This is a genomic window from Rhizobium sp. H4 (assembly GCF_003013335.1).
Taxonomy (GTDB): Bacteria; Pseudomonadota; Alphaproteobacteria; order Rhizobiales; family Rhizobiaceae; genus Rhizobium; species Rhizobium sophoriradicis.
Window position 1 is genome coordinate 143,431 of sequence record NZ_PSOW01000013.1, and the last position, 15,685, is coordinate 159,115.

16 protein-coding genes are annotated in these 15,685 nt (G+C 62.1%); 13 read left to right on the top strand and 3 right to left on the bottom strand.

What is annotated here, in order from left to right; all coding sequences use genetic code 11:
* Window positions 1-102: 102 nt before the first annotated feature.
* A complete protein-coding gene (locus C4N04_RS20810) occupies window positions 103-975 on the bottom strand; it encodes an aldose 1-epimerase family protein (protein ID WP_106796905.1) in 873 nt (290 codons plus the stop codon).
* A 37-nt stretch (window positions 976-1,012) separates the two neighbouring features.
* Window positions 1,013-1,342: a DUF6665 family protein gene (locus C4N04_RS20815; RefSeq protein WP_106796906.1), complete on the bottom strand. Its 330-nt coding sequence runs from the start codon at window positions 1,340-1,342 to the stop codon at window positions 1,013-1,015.
* Between the two features lie 143 nt (window positions 1,343-1,485).
* Between C4N04_RS20815 and C4N04_RS20820 the strand changes: the two genes are divergently transcribed.
* The 4 genes from C4N04_RS20820 (at window position 1,486) to C4N04_RS20835 (ending at window position 4,953) form a co-directional block, all read left to right on the top strand.
* The gene (locus C4N04_RS20820; RefSeq protein ID WP_106796907.1) at window positions 1,486-3,108 is read left to right on the top strand and encodes an ABC-F family ATP-binding cassette domain-containing protein; all 1,623 of its coding nucleotides are present in this window, start codon (window positions 1,486-1,488) and stop codon (window positions 3,106-3,108) included.
* Between the two features lie 141 nt (window positions 3,109-3,249).
* Window positions 3,250-3,840, top strand: a complete 591-nt coding sequence (locus tag C4N04_RS20825; RefSeq protein WP_106796908.1) for a hypothetical protein — start codon at window positions 3,250-3,252, stop codon at window positions 3,838-3,840.
* A gap of 99 nt (window positions 3,841-3,939) precedes the next feature.
* The gene (locus C4N04_RS20830; protein ID WP_003571841.1) at window positions 3,940-4,104 is read left to right on the top strand and encodes a DUF1328 domain-containing protein; all 165 of its coding nucleotides are present in this window, start codon (window positions 3,940-3,942) and stop codon (window positions 4,102-4,104) included.
* 327 nt (window positions 4,105-4,431) lie between these two features.
* Window positions 4,432-4,953, top strand: a complete 522-nt coding sequence (locus C4N04_RS20835; protein WP_040112834.1) for a DUF992 domain-containing protein — start codon at window positions 4,432-4,434, stop codon at window positions 4,951-4,953.
* Window positions 4,954-5,100: 147 nt separating this feature from the next.
* Here the strand turns inward: C4N04_RS20835 and C4N04_RS20840 are convergent, their stop codons facing one another.
* Window positions 5,101-6,030 (bottom strand): LysR substrate-binding domain-containing protein, encoded by a 930-nt coding sequence (locus C4N04_RS20840; protein ID WP_106796909.1) that lies wholly within the window; start codon window positions 6,028-6,030, stop codon window positions 5,101-5,103.
* A 72-nt stretch (window positions 6,031-6,102) separates the two neighbouring features.
* On the opposite strand from C4N04_RS20840, the gene C4N04_RS20845 reads away from it, so the two are divergent.
* The 9 genes from C4N04_RS20845 (at window position 6,103) to C4N04_RS20885 (ending at window position 15,549) form a co-directional block, all read left to right on the top strand.
* Complete coding sequence (locus C4N04_RS20845; RefSeq protein ID WP_106796910.1) at window positions 6,103-7,020, top strand: DMT family transporter; 918 nt, start codon at window positions 6,103-6,105, stop codon at window positions 7,018-7,020.
* 114 nt (window positions 7,021-7,134) lie between these two features.
* Window positions 7,135-7,908, top strand: coding sequence for a DeoR/GlpR family DNA-binding transcription regulator (locus C4N04_RS20850; protein ID WP_106796911.1), 774 nt, complete (start codon window positions 7,135-7,137; stop codon window positions 7,906-7,908).
* A gap of 111 nt (window positions 7,909-8,019) precedes the next feature.
* A complete protein-coding gene (gene glpD / locus C4N04_RS20855) occupies window positions 8,020-9,534 on the top strand; it encodes a glycerol-3-phosphate dehydrogenase (RefSeq protein ID WP_106796912.1) in 1,515 nt (504 codons plus the stop codon).
* A 41-nt stretch (window positions 9,535-9,575) separates the two neighbouring features.
* Window positions 9,576-10,670 (top strand): ABC transporter ATP-binding protein, encoded by a 1,095-nt coding sequence (locus C4N04_RS20860; protein WP_106796913.1) that lies wholly within the window; start codon window positions 9,576-9,578, stop codon window positions 10,668-10,670.
* A gap of 9 nt (window positions 10,671-10,679) precedes the next feature.
* Window positions 10,680-11,750 (top strand): ABC transporter ATP-binding protein, encoded by a 1,071-nt coding sequence (locus tag C4N04_RS20865; protein ID WP_077993509.1) that lies wholly within the window; start codon window positions 10,680-10,682, stop codon window positions 11,748-11,750.
* A gap of 3 nt (window positions 11,751-11,753) precedes the next feature.
* Window positions 11,754-12,617: a sugar ABC transporter permease gene (locus C4N04_RS20870; protein ID WP_011427488.1), complete on the top strand. Its 864-nt coding sequence runs from the start codon at window positions 11,754-11,756 to the stop codon at window positions 12,615-12,617.
* Window positions 12,618-12,629: 12 nt separating this feature from the next.
* Complete coding sequence (locus tag C4N04_RS20875) at window positions 12,630-13,451, top strand: carbohydrate ABC transporter permease (RefSeq protein WP_040112840.1); 822 nt, start codon at window positions 12,630-12,632, stop codon at window positions 13,449-13,451.
* A gap of 12 nt (window positions 13,452-13,463) precedes the next feature.
* On the top strand, window positions 13,464-13,745 hold the full coding sequence (locus tag C4N04_RS20880) for a DUF2160 domain-containing protein (RefSeq protein WP_040112841.1): 282 nt from the start codon (window positions 13,464-13,466) through the stop codon (window positions 13,743-13,745).
* 79 nt (window positions 13,746-13,824) lie between these two features.
* Window positions 13,825-15,549, top strand: a complete 1,725-nt coding sequence (locus tag C4N04_RS20885) for an ABC transporter substrate-binding protein (RefSeq protein WP_040112842.1) — start codon at window positions 13,825-13,827, stop codon at window positions 15,547-15,549.
* Window positions 15,550-15,685: the final 136 nt, after the last annotated feature.

Here is a 15,685-nt window from a genome sequence, read left to right on the forward strand (position 1 = left end):
CGCGCTGGCCGAGGCGCGGGCGCCCACTGACGATCGACCCGCGATTGCTTGGAGACGACGTGGCCGGAGAAAGTCTTCTTCGCGCGTCTCTCGGGCGGCGGCTTATTCCTGCAAGATCTCGACCGTAAAGGCGAAACGTGCTGTCGCCCCGGGTGCCAGGATGGTGGTGTGGGGTCGTTGCGACAGCTCTGACGAACCTCCGGCTTCCGCCGCCGTTCCATGCCACGGTTCGATGCAGATGAAGGGCGCGCCTGGTTTGGTCCACAGCGCAAGGTTGGGCAGATTTTCGAATTGGAACCGCAGGCTCGGCCCGCCTTCGGCGCCGTAACGCAGCCCATCGCCGGCACCCTTCGGGAAAATCATCGCGTCCTTCTCGAACATGGCATGATCCAGCACCAGCCGGCCTTTATCGAATGGGGAGGGCAGTGGGGCGGGGTTGATAAGGCCGCCCTCCAGCCGCGCGAGCGCCGGCTCACCCTCATTGTCCAGCGTGACCATGTGCGGGCGTCCGGCGGCGTCAGGCAGCGGCCAGGCGAAAGCCGGATGGAAGCCGAGACCGAAGGGCAGCGCTCTTGCGTCGCGGTTGTTTACTTCTGCCGTCACCGTCAAAGCGCGTCCCTGCACCGCATGCTCCACGGCCAGCAGGAAGTCGAACGGATAGACCGCCTGCGTGGTTGCCGAGGCTGGGAGTTCGTGCCGGCACATGGTCGGCGTCGACGCGGCGAGGCTAAACTCGCTTCGCCGGGCAACGCCATGCTGGGCCATCGGGTAGACCGCGCCGCCAATCGCCAGCTTGTCATCAGCCGCCTTGCCGACGATCGGAAACAGGATCGGCGATCGTCCGGCCCAGTAGGCCGCGTCGCCCGTCCATAGCCAGGAGCGTCCGTCGCTGCTCGTGAGCGCCTGCATCTCGGCGCCGAGGGAGGAGACGTCGACGGCAAGATGCCGATTGCCGATCCGTGTAGAGCTTGGCATCGCAATTTCCTTTCGCCGTAATGGGCACGGCTTCACGTCATTTTCGTATGGCGCCCAGTCTGGCGAGCACCTCGTTTGGGATGCCGTAACGCTGGATGGCGTCGCGATTGTTTCGCAACCCGCAGCTCTCGCGCTGGACGAAAAATGCCCAGACGGCATCGGAGGCTTCGTTGAGCAGCTTCTCGCGTTCCTCCGCGCTCTGGCGTTCGACGGCCCAGGCTTTTAACGCGGCGAGCGCCGCCTCCACCTTCAGCCCATGACGCCCGAGCGAATTGGCGCGTTCCGACATCAGCCCATATTCGAGGGCGTTGACGCCATTGGCGTCCTGCTGCGACTGCCTGAAAGACTGCGGTAGGCGAACGCTCATTGGCTGGAAATCCTTAAATCAGCGTAGGCGACGATGTTACCCAATCGGAAGCCGGAGATCGAGAGGGTTGAAACGGGCCTATCCTGCGGTTTCCATGCGTGGCATAAGGGCGCCGAAACTTCCCCCGGACACCCGCGCACACCATGATTCGTATTGAGAATATCAGCAAACAGCTCAGCCACCGGATCCTTTTCATCGAGGCCTCGGCCGCCCTCAACAGAGGCGAGAAGATCGGTCTGGTAGGCCCGAACGGCGCCGGCAAGACGACGATCTTCCGGATGATCAATGGCGAAGAGCAGCCCGATGAGGGGCAGGTCTCCTGCGAGAAGGGCGTGACGATCGGCTACTTCAACCAGGATGTCGGCGAGATGGCGGGCCACAGCGCCGTCGCCGAAGTGATGAACGGTGCCGGCCCGGTCAGCATCGTTGCAGGCGAATTGCGTGAGCTCGAGGCCGCCATGGCCGACCCGGAAAGAGCCGGCGACATGGAAGAGATCATCGAGCGTTACGGCGAGGTGCAGGCGCGTTACGAGGAACTGGACGGCTATGCGCTCGAGGGCCGTGCCCGCGAGGTGCTTGCGGGTTTGAGCTTCAGCCAGGAAATGATGGACGGCGATGTCGGAGCGCTGTCGGGCGGCTGGAAGATGCGTGTGGCGCTTGCCCGCATCCTGCTCATGCGCCCCGACGTCATGCTGCTGGACGAACCGAGCAACCATCTCGATCTCGAAAGCCTGATTTGGCTGGAAGAGTTCCTGAAGGGTTATGAAGGGGCGTTGCTGATGACCTCGCACGACCGCGAGTTCATGAACCGCATCGTCAACAAGATCATCGAGATCGACGGCGGCGGCCTGACGGCCTATTCCGGCGACTATGAATTCTACGAGCAGCAGCGGGCGCAGAACGAGAAGCAGCAGCAGGCCCAGTTCGAGCGCCAGCAGGCGATGCTCGCCAAGGAGATCAAATTCATCGAGCGGTTCAAGGCGCGGGCCTCGCATGCCTCGCAGGTGCAGAGCCGGGTGAAGAAGCTGGAGAAGATCGACCGGGTGGAGCCACCCAAGCGCCGCCAGTCGGTCGCTTTCGAGTTCCAGGCCGCGCCGCGCTCCGGCGAGGACGTGGTCAACCTGAAGAATGTCCATAAGAAATACGGAAGCCGAAGCATCTATGAGGGTCTCGACTTCATGGTGCGGCGGCGGGAGCGCTGGTGCATTATGGGCATCAACGGCGCCGGTAAATCGACGTTGTTGAAGCTGGTGACGGGCACCACCACCCCTGACCAGGGCAGTGTTGCGCTCGGCGCCGGCGTCAAGATGGGTTATTTCGCCCAGCACGCCATGGATATCCTCGACGGCGAGCGGACGGTGTTCCAATCGCTGGAAGACAGATTTCCGCAGGCAGGGCAGGGGCCATTGCGGGCGCTTGCCGGATGTTTCGGCTTTTCCGGCGACGATGTCGAGAAACGGTGCCGGGTGCTCTCCGGCGGCGAGAAGGCCCGGCTGGTGATGGCGATGATGCTCTTCGATCCGCCGAACCTGCTCGTGCTGGATGAGCCGACCAACCATCTCGACCTCGACACCAAGGAGATGCTGATCAAGGCGCTCGCGCAATATGAGGGCACCATGCTCTTCGTCTCGCACGACCGACACTTCCTGGCTGCGCTCTCCAACCGCGTGCTGGAGCTGACGCCGGAGGGCGTCCACCAGTATGGCGGCGGTTATACGGAATATGTGGCGCGCACCGGTCACGAGGCGCCTGGCCTGCGCAGCTGACGAGCTGTTTTTCGGGGTGCGCCGCACGGCCGCCTTCACCGATCCGTCGGGCCATGTCTGGGACGTTGCGCAGGAAGTGCAATAGGCGGTTTCCTGTGAGCGACGCATAGCTTCGGCTGATATTGCTGACGCTCTGCCACGATGATGACCTATTTCCGTGGTGTTCGGAGCCCTCTTCATTCAATCGGGGACGGGCGGGTCTGCATGGACTGGATCAATCGCTATATCGATCAGCCGCTACTGCACGGTGCGGCGGGCTTGCTGCGGAGTTGGCACATCCGCACGCGACAGCCGCCGGAACTGTTGGAGCCGACGTGGAATCTCGTCGTGCTCTCTTTTCTCCTTGTCGCGAGCGGGCAGGTGATGGCCGGCAGGCCTTTCGCGCTCAGCGTCGCCGCGGTGGTCATGCTGGCCCTGCCGTCGGCCAGAAAGCTGCTTTCGGCGGTAAAGGCGGGAGGAAGCGCCTATGGCGCCCGGGAGTACAAGTCGCTGAGGGCGCGCGCCGTCGCCAAACGTGAGGCGGAGTGGTCGGTGCGGATCATTGTTCTGTTCTCATCGGCCTGCCTTCCGTTCATCGCTCGCATCGACGATCCGGTGGGCGCCTGTTTCATGCTGGGGGCCAGCGTCTGGTTCGTGCTGACCGGGCCGCTCAAGACGTATCTGGATGCAGCCGAGCCTCCGGAGCCGACCGAAGGCGACCGGACGTACAGCGGCGTTCTTCATTTCGGCTGAACGAAAGCCGATGCGATGCTCCCCCTGCCGAGCATGATAGGCAGGGAACCAAAATGGGCGGTCTCCGTTATGTCAGCAGCAACGTAAAAGGAGATTGCGATGCTTTACTACGCTCTGGTGTTTCTCGTTGTGGCCTTGATTGCCGGCGTCCTCGGATTTGGCGGCATCGCCGGGGCCTCAGCTTCTATTGCCCAGGTTCTGTTCTTCATTTTCCTGGTGTTGTTCGTCGTCTCGCTCGTCATGCGCTTCATGCGCAGAGTATAGCGAGGAGAAATGAAGTATAAAGCCCGGTGATAACTATCGCCGGGTTTTCCTTTTCTTGGTATTCGCCCCGCGCTGCGAGAACCCGCTCTGAGCGAATGTGTTTTTTGTGCAACCATTCCTGACAAGATCGTGAAATGGCGCATGCGGCCCACATGGTGCCTTCGAAATGTCCCAATGGGGCTAAACCGTAAGGGTGTCGCTTGCGCCTCCCACGCGCTTTAACTGCGACGCGAAAACGGCACCGTTCTGGGATTGTGTTGCGATCCCCTTCTATATCCGGTGCCGGCCAGCCGGGTGTTCCCGTCACGATTTGAGAAGGAGAGACTTATGAATAAAACTCTTGCGACGGCGTTTGCCGCGGTATCGTTGACGTTTGTCGGCGCGGGGGCGGTTAATGCTGCCGATCCCGTCACCAGAACATATGAAGAGCCGGATCTGCGCAATGGTGTGAAGATCGGTTATCTCACTTGCGATATCGGCGGCGGCACGGGTTATGTGCTCGGTTCCTCCAAGGAAGCAGACTGCGTCTTCCAGTCGATCGTCGGCAATGAGCTTCTGGACCACTATACCGGCGAAATGCGAAAGCTCGGCATCGACCTCGGCTTTACCACCCGCAGCCGGCTGATCTGGGCGGTGTTTGCGCCGACGGCCGGCTATCATCGCGGGTCGCTCGCCGGCCTTTATGTCGGCGCGAGCGCAGAGGCGACGGTCGGCGCCGGCGTCGGCGCCAACCTCCTGGTCGGCGGCACCTCCGGTTCAATCCATCTGCAGACGGTAAGCCTGACCGGCCAACTCGGCCTGAACGTTGCGGCCGGCAGCGCATCGATGACACTGACCCCGGCGGATTGACCGGTTTTGACTCGCCCCTGCCGAGACGCGGCGGGGGCGTCAAATCCCTCGCGCCTGTTTGCGCGCGCAGTAATGGATGATTATCCGGAAATCTGGGACAGCCATGATATGCCGCCGAGACGTTCAGGCCGGATGCGGCGGCGAGTCTTACGCTTTTGCCCTGCCGGGTGCGACAAAGGCGCAGATCGTCGCCTCGTCATGACCGGCTTCGTGCAGGAAGCGACGGGCAAATTCGACAGCGGGGCTTCGCAGTGCATCGTCCGGCCGGATCAGGTGAAAGGCGACGTGATAGTCGAGCGTACGGTCCGACACCGCCACGACGCGTCCGGCGGCGAGTGCCGCATCCGATAGGGGAGGGCGGGCGAGCGCGATGCCCAGTCCTTGCGCACAGGCATCGATCACCAGATTGTAATCCTCGAAGCGCCGATCCTGGCCGCGCGGCATATAATCGACGCCTTCGCGAGAGAGCCAGCGGCGCCAGCCTTCGATGTTGGAGTCGTGCAGGATCGGCAGCTCGAGCAGGGAAAGCGCATCGGAGCGCTGTTCGAGCCGGTTTGCCAGCGCCGGGGCGGCGATCGGAAAGGATTTCTCCTGCCAGAGCGGCAGGGCGCGCACGCCGGCCCACGGACCCTTGCCGCAGCGGATGGCAAGATCCGTGCCTTCGCCGAAATCCGCCAACCGGTGCTCGAGCGTCAGCTCGACATGCAGCTCGTTTCCTTCGAGCTTCGCCAGACGCTGGAATAGCCACAACGAGGCGACGGAGGGCGTCACCGAAAGGCGCACCACCGCCTTGTTCGGCCGGGGCAGCCAGCGCTCGCCGCTATTGCCGAGCAAAGAAAGCGCTTCCTCGGCCCGCGCGAAAAACCGCATGCCTTCCGGCGTCAGGCGAACGCCGCGGGGCTCTCGTGCAAACAGCCGCACACCCATCCAGCGCTCGAGGCGCGAGACCTGCCGCGACACCGCGCCATGGGTGATGCCGCTCTCTTCGGCCGCGGCGGAAAACGATCCCAGCCGGGCGGCGCGGGCAAAGGTCTCGAGCGTATCAAGTGGTGGAAGCACGGGCGAGCTGTGAACCATACGCACATTTGATCATCGATTGAGATGCTTTTCAAGCACGAGTCATCAGCTTAATCCTTGGTCAAAGCACCAATGGAGGCGACAATGAGCATGGCGGCAAGCGCACCGGTTTCGACGAAAGAGCAGGGCAGCTTTGATCTGGTAGCCTTTGCGGCGATCGTCGTCACTATTGTCTTCTGGGCCTCCTCCTTCGTGGTGATCCGCATCTGCCTCGGGCCGCTGACGCCGATCGAGCTGGCCACAGCGCGTTACGTGGCGGCCGGCGTCCTTGCCCTTGTCTATCTCGCCATCTACCGGCCGATGCCGGAAAAGCGCGATTTCTTCCGCCTCTCGGTCGCCGCCGTGCTCTTCATCGCCGCTTATGCGGTTCTGTTGAACACCGGCGAGCAGACGGTTGCGGCGGGGCCGGCCAGCTTCATCATCAATACCATGCCGGTCTTTACCGCCCTCATCGCCACCTTCGCGCTCGGCGAGCGCTTCGGCCGCTGGGGCTGGGTAGGCACCGCGGTTTCCTTCGGCGGTGTAGCGCTGATCGCGGTCGCCTCCGACGACGGCTTCAAGCTCGATCCGAATGCAATCCTCATCCTCGGCGCAGCGCTCTGCTCGGCGATCGCCAGCGTGCTGCAGAAGCCGCTGCTTGGCAGGCTGCCGGTGCTTGCAGTCACCGCCTGGATCCTGCTGATTGGCTCCGTGCCGCTGTTTCCGGCCGTCCCGGCGACGATCCGCGCGTTGGCGGCAGCGCCCGCGGAGGTCAACTGGGGCGTTGCCTATCTGGTCATCTTCCCCACCGCGATCGGCTATCTCACCTGGGCGATTGCATTGAAGCGGCTGACGGCAGGTCGCGCCTCGAATTTCCTCTATGGCGTGCCGCCGGTCGCAACGCTGATCGGTTTCGTCTGGCTCGGCGAGACGCCGACGGCACTCGGCGCGATCGGCGGCGCCATGGCGATCCTCGGCGTTCTCGTGGTCAACCTCATGCGGAAACGCTGATTGCGCGGCGCGGCGGCCATCAGATTCGGAGCGCGAAACTCGGCCGCCGACAAATAGGCATTGCGCCGCCCTTCGCTTTCTTTAAAAACGAAAGCAGATCGAAAGGGGGCGCCGATGTTCTTGACCGACCGACAGACTGAAATCGTGGCGATCGCGAAATCGAGCGGCAGGGTTCTGGTCGAAGAGCTCGCCTCACGGTTTTCGGTGACACCGCAAACCATCCGCAAGGACCTGAACGATCTCTGCGATGCGCAGGTGCTGACCCGCATCCATGGCGGGGCGACGTTCCCGAGCGGAACGGAGAACGTCAAATACGAGGCGCGCCGCCAGATCGCCGCCTCGGAGAAACAGGCGATCGGCATGGCGGCCGTCGAACTGATCCCGAGCGGCGCCTCGCTCTTCATCAATATCGGCACGACGACCGAGGCGGTGGGCGAGGCGCTCGCCAATCATCACGAACTGATGGTGATCACCAACAATATCAACGTTGCCAACCGGTTGCGCCTCTTCCCGGCAATCGAGGTGGTGATCGCCGGCGGGGTCGTGCGCGGGTCTGACGGCGGCATCGTCGGCGAAGCGGCGGTCGATTTCATCCGCCAGTTCAAGGTCGACTATGCCGTAATCGGCGCTTCGGCGATCGATATCGACGGCGCGCTTCTCGACTATGATTTTCGCGAGGTGAAGGTCGCCCAGGCGATCATCGCCAATGCCCGCCATGTCATCCTTGTCGCCGATTCGACGAAGTTCGAACGCACCGCGCCGGTCCGGATCGGCCAGCTTTCCCAGGTTCACACCTTCATCACTGACCACTGTCCGGTGCCGTCGATCCGCAATCTTTGCCTCGAAAACAATGTGAAACTGATCGAAACGAGCAGCAGATCGAAATAGATCCGCCAACATTCGTTTGACATTCGTAATTCTTTCGTTTTTACTGATCTCACTTTCGCAATCGCGCAAGTTTTGTGCGATGCGAAATAAGCAGCAGGCTCGGAGGGGCAATTGGGCCGGGAGATACACGACATTTTCGTCATTGGCGGCGGCATCAACGGCTGCGGCATCGCTCGCGATGCTGTCGGGCGCGGCTATACCGTGGCGCTGGCGGAGATGAACGATTTCGCTTCGGGCACCTCATCTGGCGCCACCAAGCTGATCCATGGCGGCCTGCGTTATCTCGAGCATTACGAGTTCCGCCTGGTGCGTGAATCGCTGATGGAGCGCGAGATCCTCTGGGCGATGGCGCCGCATATCATCTGGCCGCTACGCTTCGTATTGCCTTATCATAAGGGCGGTATCCGCCCGGCATGGCTGATCCGGCTCGGTCTCTTCCTCTACGACCATCTCGGCGGCCGCAAGCTGCTGCCGGCGACGTCGGTGCTCGACATGCGCAAGGATCCGGCCGGCAAGCCGCTGAAGGCGCTGTTTACGAGAGCGTTCGAATATTCCGACGGCTGGGTTGACGACGCTCGCATGGTGGTGCTGAACGCCCGCGATGCCGCCGACAAGGGTGCGGTCATACTGCCGCGTACCAAAGTGGTGTCGGCACGGCGCGAGACGGGCCTTTGGCATATCGAGACCACCGATACCGTCACCGGCCGCAGCGAAAGCCATCAGGCGCGGATGCTGGTCAATGCCGCCGGTCCCTGGGTCGATCATGTCATTCGTTCCGCCTTCGGCGAGAACGAGGCCCACCATGTCCGCCTCGTCCAGGGCAGCCATATCGTCGTCAAGAAGAAGTTCGACGATCCGCGCGCCTATTTCTTCCAGAATCCGGACAATCGCATCATCTTCGCCATTCCCTATGAGGGCGACTTCACCCTGATCGGCACGACCGACCGCGACTATACCGCCGATCCCAAGGATGTCAGGATCTCCGAGGAGGAGACGGTCTATCTCTGCAATGCGGCGTCGGAATATTTCAAGGAGCCGGTGCGGCCAGAGGATATCGTCTGGACCTATTCGGCGGTGCGCCCGCTTTATGACGACGGCGCCTCGAAGGCGCAGGAGGCGACGCGCGACTATGTGCTGAAGCTCGACGGCGAGAGGGAGACCGCGCCGCTGCTTAATGTTTTCGGCGGAAAGCTCACCACTTATCGCCGGCTGTCCGAGCATGCGTTGGAGAAGATCGGTGCTGCGATCGGCGTCAAGGGTGCTCCGTGGACAGCCAAGAGCCATCTGCCCGGCGGCAATTTCGCCGTCAAGGGTTATGAGGCCGAGGTTGCCAAGCTGAAAAGCCGCTATCCGTTCCTCGCCGATCGGCACGCTCGCCGGCTGGTGCGTCGCTACGGCACCAGGGCCGAGACGCTACTCGGCAATGCCCGTGGCATTGACGATCTCGGGCGGCTGTTCGGCGGCGATCTCTACGAGGCCGAGGTCGCCTATCTCGTCGAACATGAATGGGCCCGGCACGCCGAAGACGTGCTGTGGAGGAGAACAAAGGATGGTCTGCGCCTTTCGAAGGAGCAGGCTCAGTCACTGGAGGAGTACATGGCTGCCATGCCGGCGATGGCCGGATAGGCGGCGTGTGATCCCCGCTGCGTGGAGGCACGGGAACAGGAATGCTGGAACTGCGGAACGCCGCCAAAATGGTGGGCGCGGACTATCACATCTATCCGACCGATCTGGTCCTCGAGCGCGGCACGCTGAACGTCCTGCTCGGGCCGACGCTGTCGGGCAAGACGTCGCTGATGCGGCTGATGGCCGGGCTTGACCGTCCGACCGCCGGCTCCGTGCATTTCGACGGCGCCGACGTCACCGGCATGCCGGTGCAGAAGCGCAATGTCGCCATGGTCTACCAGCAGTTCATCAATTATCCGGCATTGACCGTTTATGAAAACATCGCCTCGCCGATGCGCATATCGGGCAAGGACGCCGCCACGATCGATCGCGACGTGCGCAAGGCGGCCGAGCTTCTGAAGCTCACGCCCTATCTCGACCGCACGCCGCTCCATCTCTCCGGCGGCCAGCAGCAGCGCACGGCACTTGCGCGCGCCCTCGTCAAGAACGCCAGCCTGGTGTTGATGGACGAGCCGCTCGCCAATCTCGATTACAAACTGCGCGAAGAACTGCGTGAGGAGCTGCCGAAGATTTTTGCCCAGTCGGGTGCGATCTTCGTTTACGCCACCACCGAACCGTCCGAGGCGCTGCTGCTCGGCGGCAATACGGCAACATTGAACCAAGGTCGGGTCACCCAGTTCGGGCCGACCATAGACGTCTATCGCCGCCCTGTCGATCTCGACAGCGCCGGCATCTTCGCCGATCCGCCGCTGAACACGCTGGACGTGACGAAATCGGGCGATATCTTCACGCGCCCGAGCGGGGCCACGCTTTCCGTCCCCTCGCATCTGGCCGCGGTGCCGAACGGGCCCGTGACGATCGCCTTTCATCCGCATCATCTCGGCCTCCGAGCCCAGACCGGCGATGCGGCCCGCCTGCAGGCGCGCACGCTGGTTTCCGAGATCACCGGTTCGGAGAGCTTCGTGCATCTGGAATATGACGGCGTGCGCTGGGTGATGCTGGCGCATGGCATTCACGACATCGATCCGGATATCGAGATCGAGGCCTTTCTCGACACCCGCCACCTGATGGCCTTCGGCGCCGACGGCCGCGCTATCGCTACGATCGGCGCTGTCGCTGCAGCCGGAAAGGCATAGGAGAGCACCATGGCACGCATCACGCTCGACCATATCCGCCACGCCTACGGCGCCAATCCGAAGACGGAAAAGGATTATTCGCTCAAGGAAGTCGATCACGAGTGGAACGACGGCGGCGCCTATGCGCTGCTCGGCCCCTCCGGCTGCGGCAAGACCACGCTGCTCAACATCATCTCCGGCCTGCTGCAGCCTTCGCACGGCCGCATTCTCTTCGATGGCAGGGATGTGACGAACCTTTCGACGCAGAGCCGCAACATCGCCCAGGTCTTCCAGTTTCCCGTCATCTACGACACGATGACGGTCTACGACAATCTCGCTTTCCCGTTGCGCAACCGGGGCGTGGCCGAGGCAGATGTCGACCGGCGCGTGCGTGACATTCTCGAAATGATCGACCTTGCCGGCTGGGCCAAGCGCAAGGCGCAGGGGCTGACGGCCGACCAGAAGCAGAAGATCTCGCTCGGCCGCGGGCTGGTGCGCAACGACGTCAACGCCATCCTGTTCGACGAGCCGCTGACCGTCATCGATCCGCACATGAAATGGGTGCTGCGCTCGCAGCTGAAACGGCTGCACAAGCAGTTCGGCTTCACCATGGTCTACGTCACACACGACCAGACCGAGGCACTGACTTTCGCCGAGAAGGTCGTCGTCATGTATGACGGCCAGATCGTCCAGATCGGCACGCCGGCCGAGCTCTTCGAGCGGCCGAGCCACACCTTCGTTGGTTATTTCATTGGTTCGCCCGGCATGAACGTCATGCCGGCACAGGTCGACGGCAGCGCCGTCAAGGTCGGAGACGAGGTGCTGACGCTGGATTATGCGCCGAATACCAATGGCGCGGTGAAGACCGAACTTGGCATTCGCCCCGAATTCATCCGCCTGGGGCGGGAGGGCATGCCGGTTACAATCAATAAGATCGAGGATATCGGCCGGCAGAAGATCGTGCGCGCCCGTTTTGCCGGCCAGCCGATCGCGATCGTCGTCTCCGAAGACGACGACATTCCCGCGGATGCCCGCGTCACCTTCGACCCGTCCGCCATCAGCATCTACGCCGACAGCTGGCGTGTCGGCAGGGAGGCCTGAGCCATGCAGAAGACTTGGAACAACAAAGCTTGGTTTCTGGTGCTGCCGGTGCTGCTGCTCGTGGCCTTTTCAGCGGTCATTCCGCTGATGACCGTTGTGAACTACTCGGTGCAGGATACGTTCGGCAATAACGAGTTCTTCTGGGCCGGCACCGACTGGTTCGTCCAGACGCTGCATTCCGACCGTTTCTGGGAAGCGCTCCAGCGTAATCTGCTGTTCTCCTTCATCATTCTGGCGCTGGAGATCCCGCTCGGCATCTTCATTGCGCTCAACATGCCGAAGTCGGGTCCCGGCGTCCCGGTCTGCCTGGTGCTGATGGCGCTGCCGCTGCTCATTCCGTGGAATGTCGTCGGCACCATCTGGCAGGTTTTCGGACGCGTCGATATCGGCCTGCTCGGTCATACGCTCGCCGCGATCGGCCTCGACTACAATTATGTCCGCGATCCCGTCGACGCTTGGGTGACCGTCATCGTCATGGACGTCTGGCACTGGACGAGCCTCGTCGTGCTGCTCTGCTATGCCGGCCTGGTTTCGATCCCGGACGCCTATTATCAGGCTGCCAAGATCGACGGCGCCTCGCGCTGGTCCGTGTTCCGCTACATCCAGCTGCCGAAGATGAAGCGGGTGCTGCTGATTGCCGTGCTGCTGCGCTTCATGGACAGCTTCATGATCTATACCGAGCCCTTCGTCGTCACCGGCGGCGGCCCCGGCAACTCGACGACCTTCCTCTCCATCGACCTTGTGAAGATGGCGGTCGGCCAGTTCGATCTCGGCCCGGCCGCGGCAATGTCGATCATTTATTTCCTCATCATCCTGCTGCTCTCCTGGGTGTTCTACACCGTGATGACCAGCAGCGACGCGAGCTAAGGGAGGGCAGATATGACCAGAAAATACAAACCCGCAGGCAGCCTCTCCTGGCTTGTACCGACGATCTACATCCTCTTCCTGCTCCTGCCGATCTACTGGCTGATCAACATGAGCTTTAAGGAAAATGCCGAAATCACCGGCGCCTTCACGCTCTGGCCGGCGGCCCCGACGCTGCACAATTATACGGTGATCTTCACCGACCCGTCCTGGTATAACGGCTATATCAACTCGATCATTTATGTGGTGATGAACACGGTGATCTCGGTTGCCGTGGCGCTGCCGGCGGCCTATGCCTTCTCGCGCTACCGCTTCCTCGGCGACAAGCACCTGTTCTTCTGGCTGCTGACCAACCGCATGGCGCCGCCGGCGGTCTTCGCGCTGCCGTTCTTCCAGCTCTATTCGGCCTTCGGCCTGATCGATACGCATATCGCCGTGGCGCTTGCTCACTGCCTGTTCAACGTGCCGCTCGCCGTCTGGATCCTCGAAGGTTTCATGTCCGGCGTGCCGAAGGAGATCGACGAGACCGCCTATATCGACGGTTATTCCTTCCCGCGCTTCTTCATCAGGATATTCATTCCGCTGATCGCAAGCGGCGTCGGCGTGGCGGCATTCTTCTGCTTCATGTTTTCCTGGGTCGAACTGCTGCTTGCCCGCACTCTGACGACGACGGCGGCAAAGCCGATCTCGGCGATCATGACGCGAACGGTTTCGGCGGCCGGCTTGGACTGGGGCGTGCTCGCGGCTGCCGGCGTGCTCACCATCATCCCGGGCGCGCTCGTCATCTATTTCGTTCGCAACTACATCGCCAAGGGCTTTGCCCTGGGCCGCGTCTGAGGAGGACCGGACATGACCTTTTCCTGGATGGCCTGGACGCTGCCGACGGCGCTGTTCTTCCTGACGATCCTGGCGCTTCTGATCGCCATGAGCATCGGGGAGTATTTTTCTCCGGGCGGCTCGCCGCGCACGGGCGTGCTGCGTTTCGAAACGACGCGCGGTGACCGGCTTTTCATTTCGCTGCTGGGCAGCGCTTTCATTCATCTTGCATGGCTTGGGCTCGCTGGGCCCAACCTGTGGTGGGCTCTTGCCATCTCCGTGGTCTACGCCATCGGCGTGTTCCGCTACGTGTGACGGCAAAGTGAAGACAGATGGCCGGGGGTGCTTGGCCGCCTGAGTATGTGACTGCAATCGCAAACCCTGGGAGGATATTATGCGACGGCACTTATTGACGACGACAGCAGGCCTGCTGCTGGCGATGACGGCATCGGCCTATGCCGGGATGGACGAGGCCAAGACCTTCCTCGACAAGGAAGTCGGCGATCTCTCGACGCTTTCCCGCGCCGATCAGGAAAAGGAAATGCAATGGTTCGTCGATGCCGCGAAGCCCTTCGCCGGCATGGACATCAAGGTGGTTTCCGAAACGATCACCACGCATGATTATGAATCGAAGGTGCTGGCGCCCGCTTTCACCGCGATAACCGGAATCAAGATTACCCACGACCTGATCGGCGAAGGCGACGTGGTCGAGAAGCTGCAGACGCAGATGCAGTCCGGCGAAAACATCTATGACGCCTATATCAACGATAGCGACCTGATCGGCACCCATTGGCGCTACCAGCAGGCCCGTTCGCTGACCGACTGGATGGCCAATGAAGGCAAGGATGTCACCAATCCGGGCCTCGATGTCGACGACTTCATCGGCAAGTCCTTCACGACAGCGCCTGACGGCAAGCTCTATCAGCTGCCGGACCAGCAGTTCGCCAACCTCTACTGGTTCCGCTACGACTGGTTCAACGACGAGAAGAACAAGGCCGACTTCAAGGCGAAGTACGGCTACGATCTCGGCGTGCCGGTCAACTGGTCGGCCTATGAGGATATTGCCGAGTTCTTCACCGGCCGCGAGATCGACGGCAAGAAGGTCTATGGCCACATGGACTACGGCAAGAAGGACCCGTCGCTCGGCTGGCGCTTCACCGACGCCTGGCTGTCGATGGCCGGCAACGGCGACAAGGGCATTCCGAACGGCAAGCCGGTCGACGAATGGGGCATCAAGGTCGATGAGAACTCCCGTCCCGTCGGCTCGTGCGTCGCGCGCGGCGGCGATACCAACGGCCCGGCCGCTGTCTATTCCATCCAGAAATATCTGGACTGGATGAAGGCATACGCACCGGCTGCCGCTCAGGGCATGACCTTCTCCGAATCCGGTCCGGTGCCTTCGCAGGGTGAAGTTGCCCAGCAGATGTTCACCTACACGGCCTTCACCGCCAATTTCGTCAAGGAAGGCCTGCCGGTCGTCAATGCGGACGGCACGCCGAAATGGCGTTTCGCGCCGAGCCCGCATGGTGTCTACTGGAAGGACGGCATGAAGCTCGGCTATCAGGATGCGGGTTCCTGGACGCTGATGAAGTCGACGCCCGTCGACCGCGCCAAGGCGGCCTGGCTCTATGCCCAGTTCGTCACCTCGAAGACTGTTGACGTGAAGAAGAGCCATATGGGTCTGACCTTCATCCGTCAGTCGACGCTGGATCACAAGTCCTTCACCGACCGCGCACCGAAGCTCGGCGGCCTGATCGAGTTCTACCGTTCGCCGGCCCGCCTGCAGTGGTCGCCGACCGGTACGAACGTTCCTGACTATCCGAAGCTCGCACAGCTCTGGTGGCAGGCGATCGGTGACGCATCCTCCGGCGCCAAGACGCCGCAGGAAGCCATGGACTCGCTTTGCTCGGAGCAGGAAAAGGTGCTGCAGCGCCTGGAACGCGCCAAGGTCCAGGGCGACATCGGCCCGAAGCTCGCCGAAGAGCATGATCTCGCTTATTGGAACGCTGACGCGGTGAAGAAGGGTAACCTCGCTCCGCAGCTGAAGATCGAGAACGAGAAGGACAAGCCGCTCACCGTCAACTACGACGAACTCGTCAAGAGCTGGCAGAAGAAGTAAGGCGGACCCGGCCGGAGGCAACGAGACCTCCGGCCATCACTTCCTACCACCGACGACAAGCCGGTGGCACCTACAATCTTTTTCTCCTGAGGCCTTCGCGTCCTGCCCTTCCGGGCAGGCGGAGCGGTTTCGCGTG